A 13773-nucleotide genomic window follows, 5' to 3' on the forward strand; every position below is an offset into this window, starting at 1 on the left:
TTGGGGACGGCCGTGACTACGATGGCTCACCGAGATGAACCGACGAGCCCCGATGATCGCTGGTGTCGCGTTCGCGGTGCTCTACACCACGGCCGTGCTGGTGCTGCCGGCCGCGGCCGGTGACGATCCGGCCGCGCTGCGCGCACGGGCCCTGCTGTTGGCCTTCGCGGCGCTGGCGTTGGGACTGTTGGTCGCGGCGGTGCGCGAACGTCTCGACGGGCCCCCCGCGCACCTGTTCACCGTCGGTTCGGCGCTGCTGCTGGCGCAGCTGTGCGTGGCGGTGTGGCTGTCCGCCGGTCCGGCGATCCGGCCGGGCCAGGTCGACGGTGGCACCGCGGCCACCCTCGACGACATCGGGGCGCTGTGGCTGCCCACCGCGACGATCGCCAACATCATGGTCGCGGTTCCGATCCTGTTGAGCGCCAACGAGGAACGGCTGCCACACTGGCTCGGGATCGGAGCCGCGGTCTTCGTCGTCGAACAGCTCATCGAGACCATCACGATCATCGGCCCGCCGGGCAGCTTCATCTCCCCGGGCGGACCGATGAACGTCTACCTCGGCGCCTCGTTGTCGGCCGCGTTCTTCCTGGCCGTGGGTGTGGCGATGTCGCAGACCGCCGTGCCCGGACCCGCCGGAGCCGCCCCGAAGACACCCGAGCCCGAGGGTGCGGCGTCCGCGCCCCCGTCATCCGAGGAACCCGTAGGAGACTGAATGGCCCCGCCCCGCCTGGTGCCCCGTGCGACCGTGGAGCCCGCTGCGGCCCACGCGCTGCGACTCGAAGTGCGCGCGTTTCTCGCCGAGCAGCGCGCCGCGGGCGCGTTCACCCCGGCTGTCGATGCATGGCTGACCGGGTGGGATGAGGACTTCACCGCCTCGCTGGCGGCCCGTGGATGGCTCGGGATGACGGTGCCCGCCGAGTACGGCGGCCACGGCCGGTCGTTCTTGGAGCGGTTCGTGGTCACCGAGGAACTGCTGGCCGCCGGAGCACCGGTGGCCGCCCATTGGATCGCCGACCGCCAGATCGTGCCGTCGCTGCTCAAGTACGGCAACGAGACGCAGAAGACCCGATTCCTGCCCGCGATCGTGCGCGGGGAGTGCTTCTTCGGCATCGGGATGAGCGAACCGGATTCCGGATCGGACCTGGCCAGTGTGCGTACCCGAGCCGAGCGGGTCGACGGCGGCTGGGTCCTCACCGGCACCAAGGTGTGGACATCGGGCGCCCACCGGGCCCATGCGTTCATCGCGCTGGCGCGCACCGCGCGGTGGACCCGGCCAACCGGCACGCCGGCCTGAGTCAGTTCATCGTCGATCTGCGGGGTCCCGGTGTCGACATCCGGCCGATCGAGTCGATGAACGGCGCCCACCATTTCAACGAGGTGATCCTCGACGGCGCGTTCGTCCCCGACGGCATGGTGTTCGGCGAGATCGGCAACGGCTGGCGGCAGGTCACCTCCGAGCTCGCGTTCGAGCGCAGCGGTCCCGAACGGGTGCTGTCGACGTTCGTGCTGCTGGAGGCCTGCGCCGGGGAAGCCGCCGCACAGCGGATGCCCGCCGATGCCGGGCTGGGCCGGCTGGTCGCGCGGGTGGCCGGGCTGCGCCAGATGTCCGCGGCGGTGGCGGATGCGCTGCAGCGCGACGAGCCCGCCGACATCCCCGCCGCGGTGGTGAAGGTGTTGGGCACCTCCACCGAGGGGGACATCGCCGAGTTCGCGCAGCTGACCGCCACCACCGGCAGTGCTCCCGATTTCGTCGAGATGGCTTGCACCGCAGTCGATCAGCGGCCGGGCTTCACCCTGCGCGGCGGGACCAACGAGGTGTTGCGTGGTGTGATCGCGCGCGGTCTGGGTCTCCGATGAGCGCCGCCGAGGTCGACCCCGCGCTGGTCGAGATGATGGACGGGGTGTTCGCCCAACACCGTCAGGAGACCGACCTGCAGGTGCTGTGGGACCGGTTGGACGGACTCGGGCTGGTCCGCCTCACCGGGCCGGAATCATCCGGGGGCAGCGGTGCCGGCTGGCCGGAGGCCGCTGCCCTGCTCTCGGCCGCGGTGCGGCACGGGGTGCGAATCCCGTTGGCCGAGCACGACTTGCTGGCGTGCTGGTTGCTCGACGCGGCGGGCCTCGGCGCCGACGCCGCGCGCCGCACGGTCGCCGTGGTCGGCGCCGACGGTGTGGCGGCCGGGGTGCCGTGGGCCTCCCGGGCCGATCGGATCGTGGTGGTCACACCGCGCGGCGACGGCTACGGAATCGCCGACCGCGACGTCACCGAGGTGTCGATCGCCGCCGGGGTCAACATGATCGGCGAACCGCGCGACACCGTCACCGTCTCCGCCGATGCCGCCGACGTGCCGGTACCGGCCGAACTGGTGCAGCAGTTGCGGTACAAAGCTGCTCTGCTGCGCGGCATCCAGGTGTGTGCGGCGCTGGACTGCGCACTGGAGTCCGCTCTCGACCACACCAGCTCCCGGGAACAGTTCGGCCGGCCGCTGGCCAAGTTCCAGGCGGTGCAGCATCTGATCGCCGACATGGCCGCCGAGGCCGCGCTGGCACGCACCGCCACCGAAGCGGCACTGCTGACCGCGGTCGACGAGGACTGGTCGGCACCGCAGCTGGATTTCCTTGTCGCCGTAGCCCGCTCGTGCGCGGGACACGCGGCCTCGGTGGTGGTGCGCAACGCGCACCAGGTGCACGGCGCGATCGGTACGACCAGAGAGCACCGACTGCACGAGTTCACGCGGGCGGCACTTGCGTGGCGTTCGGAGTTCGGCACCGTCGGCGAGTTCGACGAACAGCTCACCCGCGCGGCGATCGCCGCCGGCGCCGATGGGCTGTGGCAGACGATCTGTCCCTGATTCAGCGCACGACGACGGCGCTGGGTTCGCGTGGCGCGCCGAGCATCTCCCGGTGCGACGGTGGCCGACGACCGCCCTCGTCGGTGATCCCGTAGCGGTCGGCGACCTCCGCGGCGATCAGTGCCCGACCGCTGAGTTCGGCGACGGCCGGGTCGCGGTAGAGCGCGTTGATCACATGCCCGGCGAACGCGGGGGTCTCGGCTTGGGCGCTGAAATCCTCGAGCGCCTGCAGGTTCTCGCCGAACGCGGACCGCAAGCGATCGGTGAGCAGGATGCCCAGCCACAGCGAGAGCACCGTGACCCGTGTGTCGGTGAAGTCGACACTCATGTCGGCGACCATCTTGTCCACGCCGGCCTTCTGGGCGCCGTAGGCGGGTCCGTGCATGTAGCACACCGCCCCGGGGGACGACGTGAACACCATCAGCGCATGCTCGCGCGCGGCGAGCAGCGGTGCGGCGTGCCACGCCGCCACATAGGACGAGCGCAGTCCGACGTCGAGTACGTCACCGAGCTCGAGCGGCTTGCGCCAGAACGGTTTCGGGTCCACCAGCCGCTCGGAGATCGCGGCGGCATTGTTGACCAACAGGTCCAGCCGTCCACACTCGTGGTCGACGCGTTCGAACACCCGGCCCACCGCGGCGTCGTCGCGGTGGTCCACCGCGACACCGGTCCCCCACGGCGAGTTCTCGGCGATGCTGCGGCCGGTGCCGTACACCCGCCAACCGTGCGCGGCCAGCGCGGTGGCGATACCCTGCCCCGCGCCCCGGCTGGCGCCGGTGACCACGGCTACCGGTGTGGTGTCGTCCATGGGCTCACCGTAGTCGCTGCTCGACTAACGGTCGTCCACGCGCACGGCCACCCCGACCGCGCCCGCGCCCACATGCACCGACAGCAGCGGTCCCATGTCGGCGACGTTGAGCGACGACAACTGCGGAAGCCGTTGGGTCAGAGCGGCGCCCAGTTGGTCGGCGCCGTCGTGGTTGTCGACGTGGTGGACCACGGCTTCGGCGGTACGGTCCCCGACCACCTCGGCGACGCGGTCCACCATCGCCGCGTGGGCCTTGGTGACGGTGCGGATGCGTTGGTCGAGCACCAGGCGGCCGTCGCCGTCGAGGCGCAGCAGCGGTTTGAGTGCCAGCGCGGTACCCAGCCAGGACGCCGTCGTGCGGATGCGGCCGCTGCGCCGGAGGTTGTCGAGCCGATGCACCACCAGGAAGACGTGGGTGTGGGTGGTCGCCGCCCGTGCGGCGGCCTCGACGGTGTCCAGATCGGCGCCGGCACGGGCACTTCGGGCCGCGGCCAGCGCCGTCAACCCCACGCCCATGGCCGCCGACCGCGAGTTGACCACCCGCACCGCCGGGCCGAATTCCCGCGCGGCGACCACCGCGGCGCTGTAGGTGCCCGACAACGCCGCCGACAGATGCACGGCCACCACGCCGTCCCCGCCGCTGTCGGCCAGCGCATGACGGTAGATGTCGGTCAGGTCGGCCGGCGTCGCGCCGGCCGTGGTGACCTTGGGCCGGTCGTGGATGTCGAACGGGATCTCGTCGTAGCCGTCGCGCAGGTCCTGTCCGTCGACCAGGACGTGCAGCGGTACCTGCCGGATGTCCCAGCGGGCGCGCTCCTCGGCAGGCAGACGGGCCGACGAGTCGGTGACGACTACGACGGGCACGATGGGTCACCCATGCGCGTCGGGCACCTGCACACCGGCTTCGGCCAGACCCTTGACCATCAGCTCCGCGACCGCCTGGTGCGCCTCGAAATTCCAGTGGATGCCGTCCGGGTTGCCGCGACCACTGAGGACCTCATCGGCCACGGCGGCCTTCAGGTCGACCAGCGGCACGTCGTGCTCGGCGGCCCACCGGGTGATCGCCGCGACGGTGCCGGCGCGGCCGTGGTGTGCCATGCCGTAGGTCGGGGCGATGTGCACCGACGGCAGACAGGCCACCATCGGTATCCCGGGTCGGTTGAAATCGATGGCGCCGCGGGTCATCTCGAGGTACTCGGCCGTCAGATGCGGCGGCAACGCCGCTCTGGCTACCGGCGACAGCTTGGGCTGCAGCCAACCGTAGCCGTCGCGGACCCAGCGCCGCAGTCCGGCGGGCCGCACATAGCGGATCAGTTCGCGCAGCGCGGTCGGCAACGGCGAGGGCAGCGAGTCCATGCCCGAGGTCGCGAAGATCACCGCGCCGGCGCGCGGCAGCGCCGCCCAGGAGCGCGGGTCCTGGGTGGCCGCCCACCAGACGTCCCGGCTGGTCCACCCGATCCTGCCGATCAACTCGACGTCCCAGTCCAGTTGTCGGGCAACGATGTTCGGCCAGATGCGGGGATCGTCCGACGGCAGCCCGCCGGTGGGTCCGTAGTAGGACAGGGAGTCGCAGAAGATCAGCAGGGTGGGGCGTGGATCGCTCACAGGACGTCTCCGGCCACCTGCGCCGAGGCGTTCCACACATCGAGGCGCCAGCGGATGTCGTCGAACGACTCCGGCGCACCGTCGGGGCGGGTGTGCCCGGCCAACTGCACCCAGCTTGCGTTGCCCATGCCGCCCAGGACCGGCCAGTTGTCGACCGGCAGTTTCAGCAGCGCGGCGGTCAGGGCCGCGATCAGCCCGCCGTGCGCCACCAACACCACGGGCCGGTCGGTCTGTCCCCAGTCGGGCTGCTCGGCCACCAGTTCCCGCACCAGCGGCAGGCTCCGCTCGGCCACGTCGACGCGGCTCTCGCCGCCGTGCGGCGCCCACCGCGCATCGTCCCGCCAGGCCAGCCGCGCGCCGGGTGCGGCCGCATCGACCTCCAGATGCGTCATCCCCTGCCAGTCCCCGAGGTGGGTTTCGCGCAGCCGGGTGTCGACGTTGACCGGCAGACCGCAGCGATCACCGAGCGCGACCGCGGTGTCCAGCGCGCGGCGCAGATCCGACGACACGATCAGCAGCGGCTCCCGTTTGGCCAGCGACTGCGCGGCGGCCACCGCCTGGTCGCGACCCAGATCACTCAGATCGGTGTCCAGCTGGCCCTGCATCCGGCTGCCGGCGTTGTACTCGGTCTGTCCGTGCCGCAGCAGAAGCAGGCGGCGGATCGTCATTCGGCGTCCCCGGCGGTGTCGTCGACCTCGCCGAGATCCACCTCCACCGTCGGGCAGTCCTTCCAGAGCCGGTCGAGCGCATAGAAGTTGCGTTCGTCGGAGTGCTGGATGTGGACGACGATGTCGACGTAGTCCAGCAGGGTCCACCGGCCTTCGCGGGTGCCCTCACGCCGCGCCGGCTTGTAGCCGGCCTGTCGCATCTTCTCCTCGACCTCGTCGACGATCGCGTTGACCTGGCGGTCGTTGGATCCGGAGGCGATGACGAAGCAGTCCGTGATGACCAGCTGGCCGGACACGTCGATGACGACGACGTCCTCGGCGAGTTTGGCCGCCGCGGCCCGCGCCGCGACGCCGGCCATGTCGATGGCTTCCTGTGTGGCGGTCAGCGATGCTCTCCTTCTCTCACGGTCGGGCGGTACAGATTGCGTTTGGCCACATACTGCACCACGCCGTCGGGCACCAGATACCAGATGGGCCGGGCCTGGCGTGCGCGCAGACGGCAGTCCGTCGAGGAGATCGCCAACGCCGGCACCTCCACGAGGTGCAGCGCGTCGGACGGCAGCTCGGCCATCGCCGCGGTGATGTGGCTGCCGTCGAGCTCGTAGCCCGGCCTGCTGACGCCGATGAAGCTCGCGATGGCGAACATCTCCTCCCAGTTCTGCCAGGTCAGGATCGAGGCCAACGCGTCGGCGCCGGTGATGAAGAACAGGTCGGCGTCCGGGTTGTGGGCGCGCAGGTCGCGCAACGTGTCCTTGGTGTAGGTCGGTCCGCCGCGGTCGACGTCGACGCGGCTGACCGAGAATCGGGGGTTCGACGCGGTCGCGATGACCGTCATCAGGTAGCGGTCCTCGGCGGCGGTGACCTCGTCGCCGCGTTTCTGCCACGGCTGCCCGGTCGGGACGAACACCACCTCGTCGAGGTCGAACAGGTCGGCGACCTCGCTGGCGGCCACCAGGTGTCCGTGGTGGATCGGGTCGAAGGTGCCGCCCATCACGCCCAGCCGCCGGCGCCGTCGGCTGTCTGCCTGTCCCGACATCGTCAGCTCAGACCGGCAGCAGGGTGTCGATCACCGAGGCCAGCTGTTTGGCCGACCGGCACTCGTGCATGGTGATCAGGTCCTCGTAACGCGGCACCGCCGAATCGCCGCTGCCCCACAGGTGCCGCGGTTCCGGGTTGAGCCAGTGGGCGTGCCGGCTGGCGTTGACCATGTGCGCGAGCAGCTCGGTCTCGGGGTTGCGGTAGTTGTTGCGTCCGTCGCCGAGGATCAGCAGGGCGCTGCGCGGTGACAGCACATTCGGGTACTTGTCGAGGAACGAGACGAACGCGTGCCCGTAATCGGAGTGCCCGTCGCGGGTGTACACCCCGGCTTCGCGGGTGATGCGCTGCACGGCCACCGCCAGGTCGGCGTCGGGTCCGAACAGTTCGGTGACCTCGTCGGTGGTGTCGATGAAGGCGAAGACCCGCACCCGGGAGAACTGTTGCCGCAGCGCGTGTACCAGCATCAGGGTGAAGTGACTGAAACCCGCCACCGACCCGGACACGTCGCACAGCACCACCAGCTCCGGTCGAGCCGGGTGCGGCTTCTTGAGCACGACGTCGATCGGGACGCCGCCGGTGGACATCGACTTGCGCAGCGTCTTACGCAGGTCGATCTCCCCGGCGCGCGACCGGCGGCGCCGCGCCGCCAGCCGCGTGGCCAGGGTGCGCGCCAACGGGGCCACCACCCGGCGCATCTGGAGGAGTTGTTCGCCTGAGGCGCGCAGGAATTCGACGTTCTCGGCGAGCTGCGGCACGCCGTAGGTCTGCACATGGTCCCGCCCGAGTTGCTCGGCGGTCCGGCGTTTGGTCTCGGCTTCGACCATCCGCCGCAGTTGTGTGATGCGTTGGGCGGCAAGGGCCTTGGCGATCTGCTCCTGGGTCGGTGTGGGTTCGTCGCCGTAGGGGGCCAGCAGCCCGGCGAGCAGGCGGCCCTCGAGGTCGTCGAGGCTCATCGCCTTGAGCGCCTGGTAGGAGGAGTACGACGGTCCGCGGCTGGAGTTGTAGCGGCCGTAGGCCTCCACGATCTGGGCGATCATCGCGGCCAGTCGCTCGTCGAGGTTGGCCAGTTCCTCGTAATCGCTGAGCATGTCGACCAGCGCCTGGCGCAGCGCCTCGATGTCCTCGGGCGGCAGCCCGCCCTCGGCGTCGGGGTCGTCGTCCTCGAGCACCGTCTTGGCGCCGATCGCCGCCGGGAAGTACAGGTCGAACAGCACGTCGTAGGTCTCACGATGGTCCGGGCGGCGCAGCACCGCACATGCGATGCCTTCGCGCAGCACGTTCCGATCCCCCAGCCCGAGCGTCGCCATCACCCGGCCGGCGTCCACCGTCTCCGACGGTCCCACCGAGATACCTTGCGCGCGTAGGGCTTCGACGAACTCCACGAGGTGCCCGGGGATCCCGTGCGGAGCCGGCGGTTGCGCGGGGCGGGTGCGGCGGACGGCCATCAGTTCAGCCTCAGCTCCCCGGCCGCCTTGATCTGATCGGACTGGTGTTTGAGCACCACACCCAGGGTGGCGGCGATGACCTCGTCGTCGATGGTGTCCATGCCCAGCGCCAGCAGCGTGCGGCCCCAGTCGATGGTCTCGGCGACCGAGGGCAGCTTCTTCAGCGCCATCCCGCGCAGCACCCCGATGATCCGCACCAGCTCGTCGGCGAGGTGTGCCGGCAGCTCGGGCACCCGGGACAGCAGGATGCGGCGTTCGAGGTCGGCATCGGGGAAGTCGATGTGCAGGAACAGGCAGCGACGCTTGAGCGCCTCGGACAGCTCGCGGGTCGCGTTGGAGGTCAGCACCACCAGCGGGCGCCGCTGCGCGGTGATGGTGCCGAGTTCGGGCACGGTGACGGCGAAGTCGCTGAGCACCTCCAGCAGCAGGCCCTCGATCTCGATGTCGGCCTTGTCGGTCTCATCGATCAGCAGCACGGTCGGTTCGGTGCGCCGGATCGCGGTCAGCAGCGGACGGCTGAGCAGGAACTCCTCGGAGAACACGTCGTCCTTGGTGCGGTCCCAGTCAGAACCTTCACCCTGGCCCGCCTGGATGCGCAGGATCTGTTTGGCGTGGTTCCACTCGTAGAGCGCGCGGGCCTCGTCGACGCCCTCGTAGCACTGCAGGCGGACCAGACCGGAACCGGTGGACTGCGCGATCGCGCGGGCCAACTCGGTCTTGCCGACGCCGGCGGGGCCCTCGACCAGTAGGGGCTTGCCGAGCCGGTCGGCGAGGAACACCGCGGTGGCGGTGGCGGTGTCGGGCAGATAGCCGGTTTCGGCCAACCGTTTGGCGACATCGTCGATGTCGGCGAACAGCGGCACGGTGTGTGCGGGAAGGCTCAAGGGGGTTCTCCTGTGTCTAGGCCGGCCGGGTGTGGCCGTCGCCCCAGACGATCCACTTGGTCGAGGTCAGCTCCGCGAGCCCCATCGGGCCGCGGGCGTGCAATTTCTGGGTGGAGATGCCGATCTCGGCGCCGAAACCGAACTGCTCGCCGTCGGTGAACGCCGTCGAGGCGTTCACCATCACCGCGGCGGCATCGACGCGCTCGGTGAACCGTTGCGCCGCAGCGAGATCGGTGGTCACGATGGCTTCGGTGTGACCGGTGCCGAAGTCGTTGATGTGGGCCACGGCGCCGTCGACACCGTCGACGACGGCCAGCGCGATCTCCATGGCGAGGAACTCGGCGCGCAACTGCTCCTCGGACGGGTCGGCGTGCACGGTCACCCCGGCGTCCTGCAGCGCCGCGGTCAACCGCGGCACCGCGATGTCGGCGATCGCCGCGTCGACGAGCACCGTCTCGGCGGCGTTGCACACGCTGGGCCGCCGCGTCTTGGCGTTGAGCAGCAGCTGTTCGGCCATGTCGAGGTCGGCGGACTTGTCGACGTAGACGTGACAGTTGCCGACCCCGGTCTCGATGGTGGGCACCTGGGCGTCACGGACCACGGCGTCGATCAGACCGGCGCCGCCGCGCGGGATGACGACGTCGACCAGCCCGCGGGCCTGGATCAGGTGGGTGACGCTGGCGCGGTCGGAGCTGGGCAACAGTTGTACCGCGTCGCTGTCGAGCAACTCGGTGGCCAGGGCGGCGCGCAGCGCGTCGACCAGCGCCTGGTTGGACCGGGCGGCCGACGAGCTGCCGCGCAGCAGCACGGCGTTGCCCGACTTCAGCGTCAACCCGAACGCGTCGACGGTGACATTGGGCCGGCCTTCGTAGACGATGCCCACCACGCCCAGCGGCACGCGCTGCTGCCGCAGCTGCAGCCCGTTGACCAGGGTGCTGCCGCGCAGCACCTCCCCGACCGGGTCGGGCAGAGCGGCGACCTGGCGCAGACCGTCGGCGATGCCCTCGATGCGGCTCGGGTTGAGCGCCAGTCGGTCGAGCATGGCCTCGGGCGTGCCGGCCGCACGCGCGGTCTCCAGGTCCGCGGCGTTGGCGTCGAGGATCGCGCGGGTGTTCATCAGGACGTGGTCGGCGGCGGTGCGCAGCGCGCGGTTCTTCACCGCGGTGCTCAAGGTGGCCAGAACGCGGGCCGCGGCGCGGGCGCGTCGGGCGGCGTCGTGGACCTGGTCGCGCAAATCAGGTGCTGATGGTGCTTGCACACTCATCAGGCCAGGGTATCGGGTCGCGCGCCGTCGCCCCGGCCAAGGGTGACGCTAACGTCGGCGGGCGTGACGCGGGTGTGCGTGGTCGGCAGCGTCAACGCCGACCTGACCTTTTCCGTGACCGCGCTGCCCCGCCCCGGTGAGACGGTGCTCGCGTCGGCTCTGATGACCTCACCGGGCGGCAAAGGCGGCAACCAGGCGGTGGCCGCCGCCCGCGCCGGCGCGGACGTCGCCCTGGTCGCGGCGATGGGCACCGACGCGGCCGCCGACCAGCTGCGCCGGCACCTGACCGACAACGGCGTCGACATCACGGCGGTCAGCAGTGTCCCCGGGCCCAGCGGCAGCGCGGCGATCCTCGTCGACTCCGGCGCCGAGAACATGATCGTCGTCGCGCCCGGCGCCAACGCCGAGCTGACGGTGGACGCGCCGGGCCTGCGCGCCGCTGTCACCGCCGCCGAGGTGATGCTGCTGCAACTCGAGATTCCCCTCGCCACTGCAGTGGGCGCCGCCCGCGCTGCGCGTGCGAGCGGGGCGACGGTGCTGGTCAACGCATCACCGGCCGGGTATGACCCCGCGGATCTGGAACCGCTGGCACAGGCCGCCGACGTCGTCGTGGTCAACGAGAGCGAAGCGGCGCCGTGGCGCGACGACGACCGCCTGCGGGTCGCGCATCTGGTCGTCACCCGCGGCGCGCACGGGGTGCGCCACATCACGGCCGAACGGACCCGGGACCTGCCGGCGCTCGACGTGGCCGCCGTGGACACCACCGGTGCCGGCGACGTGTTCGCCGGCGTGCTGGCCGCGTCCTGGCCGGACGGACCCGACCTCGCCCTACGACGCGCCTGCGCCGCCGGCGCGTTGGCCACACTGGTCCCCGGAGCCGGCAACTGCGCGCCCTACAGTAAGGCGATCGACAACGCCATGACAGGAGCGCCCCACGATGAGCAACACGCCCCGCCCACCCGAGGGTGACTGGCTCGGCACGCCGTACCTGAAGTTCACCCGCGAAGCAGGATTCGGGGTGTGCACGCTGGACCGTCCGGAGGCGCGCAACGCCATGACACCGGCGATGTACTTCGGTATCCGCTACGCGGTCCGCCACGTCGACGCCGATCCCGACCTGGCCGGTCTGCTGATCACCGGCACCGGCGACGTCTTCGCCCCCGGCGGCGACATGGGCGGCGGTGACGGCTCCGACGACTGGTTGACCTACGGGTCCGCACTCGGCATGGACGTCACCCCGTTCGAGACCCTGCGGCAGTCGGCCAAGCCGGTGGTCGCGGCGGTCAACGGACTGTGTCAGGGCGGCGGGCTGCAGATCGCACTCTGCTCGGACATGGTGGTGGTCAGCGACCGGGCCACGTTCAGAGTCCCCGAACTGTTCCGCGGCATCGCCGACACCTACTACAGCCACATGCTGGCCCGGCTCATCGGCCCGGTGCGCACCCGCGATCTGATGTTCACCGGCCGCACGCTGTCGGCGCAGGAGGCCCTGGAGTGGGGCATGGTCGCGCGGGTCGTGCCGCATGACGATCTGCAGGACACCGCCCGCGAGATCCTCGCCCAGTGCTGCCGGACCGCGCCGAAGGCCCGCACGGTCATCAAGTCCAGCCTCGACAACTATCTCGGGCTCTACGACCGCATCGGCATGCAAGCCAGCCTCGGCGCCCCGGAGTCCATCGAGGGTTTCCTGGCGTTCAAGGAGCGCCGCTCACCGGACTGGGTGCATCCCGACCTGCGCCTCGACGGACGGCTGTAGCCCGCCGCGGCAGCAGGTGACCAAAGCCTCTGTCGCCGAGCGGCCCCGCGGTGCGACGGTGGGCACCATGGACCACCTGACCACTCTGGACGCCGGCTTCCTGGAGGCCGAGGACTCCGATCCGCACGTGAGCATGGCCATCGGCGGCGTCGCGGTCATGGACGGGCCATGCCCCGACTTCGACGCGTTGACCGACGTTCTGACGCAGCGTCTGCACCGCACCCCGCGACTGACCCAACTGCTGCACACGCACCCGCTGGATCTCGCCGCGCCGCAGTGGGTGCCCGATCCCACGTTCGACGTCACCCATCACATCCGGCGCGCTGCGGTTCCCCGACCCGGCGACGACGACGCGCTATATCGGCTGGTCGCCGACATCATGGAGCGGCGCCTGGATCGGGACCGTCCGCTGTGGGAGTGCTGGGTGATCGAGGGGCTGGCCGGCCGACGCTGGGCGATGCTGATGAAGATCCACCACTGCCTGGTCGACGGGATCGCCGCCACCCATCTGTTGACCGCGCTGTGCGACGACATGCCGAGCCCGACGCGCGCGGTGGTTCCGGCCGGCCGGCCCGCTGCCCCGTCGGTGAACCAGCCGCTGGCCTGGCTCGGCGATCTCGCCGGCAGTGTCCTGGGCCTCGGTGGTGCGGCCGCCAAGGCGGTGCGCGGGGTCCTCGACATCGCCGGCGGGCTGCTGCGCCCGGCGTCGACGGCGCTCAACGGTCCGGTGGGCGGCATGCGCCGCTACGCCGCGGCCGAGGTCTGCCGCGACGACGTGGACCGGATCTGCGCGCATTTCGATGTCACCGTCAACGACGTGGCACTGACTGCGATCACCGCCAGCTACCGCGCGCTGCTGCTCGGACGCGGGGAGCGGCCCCGGCGGGACTCGCTGCGCACCCTGGTGCCGGTGTCGGTGCGCGGCGCCGACCAGATCGGCGTGCCCGACAACCGGGTCTCGATGATGCTGCCGTGCCTGCCGGTCGACGAGGACGACCCGATCAGGCAGTTGCAGTCGGTGCACGACCGGCTGACGCGGGCCAAGGGCAACGGCCAGCGGCAGGCGGGCAGCGCGGTGATCGCCGCCGCCGGCCTGGTCCCCTTCGCACTGTCGGCGTGGGCGGTGCGCGCGCTGACGCGGCTGCCGCAGCGCGGGGTGGTCACGCTGGCCACCAACGTCCCCGGTCCCCGGTCACCGCTGTCGGTGATGGGCTGCCGGGTTGCGAGGTTGTTGCCGATCCCGCCGCTGGCCATGCAGTTGCGTACGGGTGTGGCGATCCTGAGCTACGCCGACCGGTTGTCTTTCGGCGTGCTGGCCGACTACGACGCCGCCCCGGACATCGACGTGCTGGTCCGCGGGGTCGAGCAGGCGGTGCGCCGACTGGCCGACCTGACCACGGTGCCGCACCGCACCACGCCGCTGGGCACGCTGGCCCTGCTGCACTGAGCCCGG

At 71.0% G+C, this 13773-nt stretch carries 14 protein-coding genes and 1 pseudogene; 6 read left to right on the forward strand and 9 right to left on the reverse strand.

Features of this window, described 5'->3' with window-relative positions; translation table 11 throughout:
- Positions 1 to 52 precede the first annotated feature (52 nt).
- The 3 genes and pseudogenes from ACAG25_RS01735 (at position 53) to ACAG25_RS01745 (ending at position 2852) form a co-directional block, all read left to right on the forward strand.
- The gene (locus tag ACAG25_RS01735) at positions 53 to 712 is read left to right on the forward strand and encodes a hypothetical protein (protein ID WP_370486558.1); all 660 of its coding nucleotides are present in this window, start codon (positions 53 to 55) and stop codon (positions 710 to 712) included.
- A pseudogene (locus tag ACAG25_RS01740) lies at positions 713 to 1857 on the forward strand (acyl-CoA dehydrogenase family protein).
- The gene (locus ACAG25_RS01745) at positions 1854 to 2852 is read left to right on the forward strand and encodes an acyl-CoA dehydrogenase family protein (RefSeq protein ID WP_370486559.1); all 999 of its coding nucleotides are present in this window, start codon (positions 1854 to 1856) and stop codon (positions 2850 to 2852) included. Before ACAG25_RS01740 ends, ACAG25_RS01745 begins: the two are co-directional and overlap by 4 nt.
- A 1-nt stretch (position 2853) precedes the next feature.
- Here ACAG25_RS01745 and ACAG25_RS01750 read toward each other — a convergent pair whose 3' ends face one another.
- From ACAG25_RS01750 to ACAG25_RS01790, 9 genes are read right to left on the reverse strand one after another with little or no spacing between them, the layout of a single operon-like run.
- Positions 2854 to 3660 (reverse strand): SDR family NAD(P)-dependent oxidoreductase, encoded by an 807-nt coding sequence (locus ACAG25_RS01750; RefSeq protein WP_370486560.1) that lies wholly within the window; start codon positions 3658 to 3660, stop codon positions 2854 to 2856.
- Between the two features lie 24 nt (positions 3661 to 3684).
- Positions 3685 to 4524, reverse strand: coding sequence for a DegV family protein (locus tag ACAG25_RS01755; protein ID WP_370486561.1), 840 nt, complete (start codon positions 4522 to 4524; stop codon positions 3685 to 3687).
- Positions 4525 to 4530: 6 nt separating this feature from the next.
- Positions 4531 to 5265 carry a diglucosylglycerate octanoyltransferase gene (octT, locus tag ACAG25_RS01760; RefSeq protein WP_370486562.1) on the reverse strand — a complete coding sequence of 245 codons (735 nt, stop codon included), beginning with the start codon at positions 5263 to 5265 and terminating at the stop codon, positions 4531 to 4533.
- A complete protein-coding gene (gpgP, locus tag ACAG25_RS01765) occupies positions 5262 to 5933 on the reverse strand; it encodes a glucosyl-3-phosphoglycerate phosphatase (RefSeq protein WP_370486563.1) in 672 nt (223 codons plus the stop codon). Before gpgP ends, octT begins: the two co-directional genes overlap by 4 nt.
- Positions 5930 to 6319, reverse strand: a complete 390-nt coding sequence (rsfS, locus tag ACAG25_RS01770) for a ribosome silencing factor (protein WP_370486840.1) — start codon at positions 6317 to 6319, stop codon at positions 5930 to 5932. Before rsfS ends, gpgP begins: the two co-directional genes overlap by 4 nt.
- Complete coding sequence (gene nadD, locus ACAG25_RS01775) at positions 6316 to 6969, reverse strand: nicotinate-nucleotide adenylyltransferase (RefSeq protein ID WP_370486564.1); 654 nt, start codon at positions 6967 to 6969, stop codon at positions 6316 to 6318. Before nadD ends, rsfS begins: the two co-directional genes overlap by 4 nt.
- 7 nt (positions 6970 to 6976) lie before the next feature.
- Positions 6977 to 8416 (reverse strand): VWA domain-containing protein, encoded by a 1440-nt coding sequence (locus tag ACAG25_RS01780; protein WP_370486565.1) that lies wholly within the window; start codon positions 8414 to 8416, stop codon positions 6977 to 6979.
- Positions 8416 to 9300: an AAA family ATPase gene (locus ACAG25_RS01785; RefSeq protein WP_370486566.1), complete on the reverse strand. Its 885-nt coding sequence runs from the start codon at positions 9298 to 9300 to the stop codon at positions 8416 to 8418. The genes ACAG25_RS01780 and ACAG25_RS01785 overlap by 1 nt, the downstream gene beginning before the upstream one ends.
- A gap of 16 nt (positions 9301 to 9316) precedes the next feature.
- The gene (locus ACAG25_RS01790; RefSeq protein ID WP_370486567.1) at positions 9317 to 10564 is read right to left on the reverse strand and encodes a glutamate-5-semialdehyde dehydrogenase; all 1248 of its coding nucleotides are present in this window, start codon (positions 10562 to 10564) and stop codon (positions 9317 to 9319) included.
- Positions 10565 to 10627: 63 nt separating this feature from the next.
- Between ACAG25_RS01790 and ACAG25_RS01795 the strand changes: the two genes are divergently transcribed.
- The 3 genes from ACAG25_RS01795 to ACAG25_RS01805 all read left to right on the forward strand — a co-directional run bounded on the left by ACAG25_RS01795 (position 10628) and on the right by ACAG25_RS01805 (position 13767).
- Positions 10628 to 11533, forward strand: a complete 906-nt coding sequence (locus ACAG25_RS01795; RefSeq protein WP_370486568.1) for a ribokinase — start codon at positions 10628 to 10630, stop codon at positions 11531 to 11533.
- Positions 11502 to 12320 (forward strand): enoyl-CoA hydratase/isomerase family protein, encoded by an 819-nt coding sequence (locus tag ACAG25_RS01800; RefSeq protein WP_370486569.1) that lies wholly within the window; start codon positions 11502 to 11504, stop codon positions 12318 to 12320. The genes ACAG25_RS01795 and ACAG25_RS01800 overlap by 32 nt, the downstream gene beginning before the upstream one ends.
- 67 nt (positions 12321 to 12387) lie before the next feature.
- Positions 12388 to 13767 carry a wax ester/triacylglycerol synthase family O-acyltransferase gene (locus ACAG25_RS01805; protein ID WP_370486841.1) on the forward strand — a complete coding sequence of 460 codons (1380 nt, stop codon included), beginning with the start codon at positions 12388 to 12390 and terminating at the stop codon, positions 13765 to 13767.
- The last annotated feature ends 6 nt before the right edge of the window (positions 13768 to 13773 follow it).

Source organism: Mycobacterium sp. pV006, from assembly GCF_041287115.1.
Lineage (GTDB): Bacteria > Actinomycetota > Actinomycetes > Mycobacteriales > Mycobacteriaceae > Mycobacterium.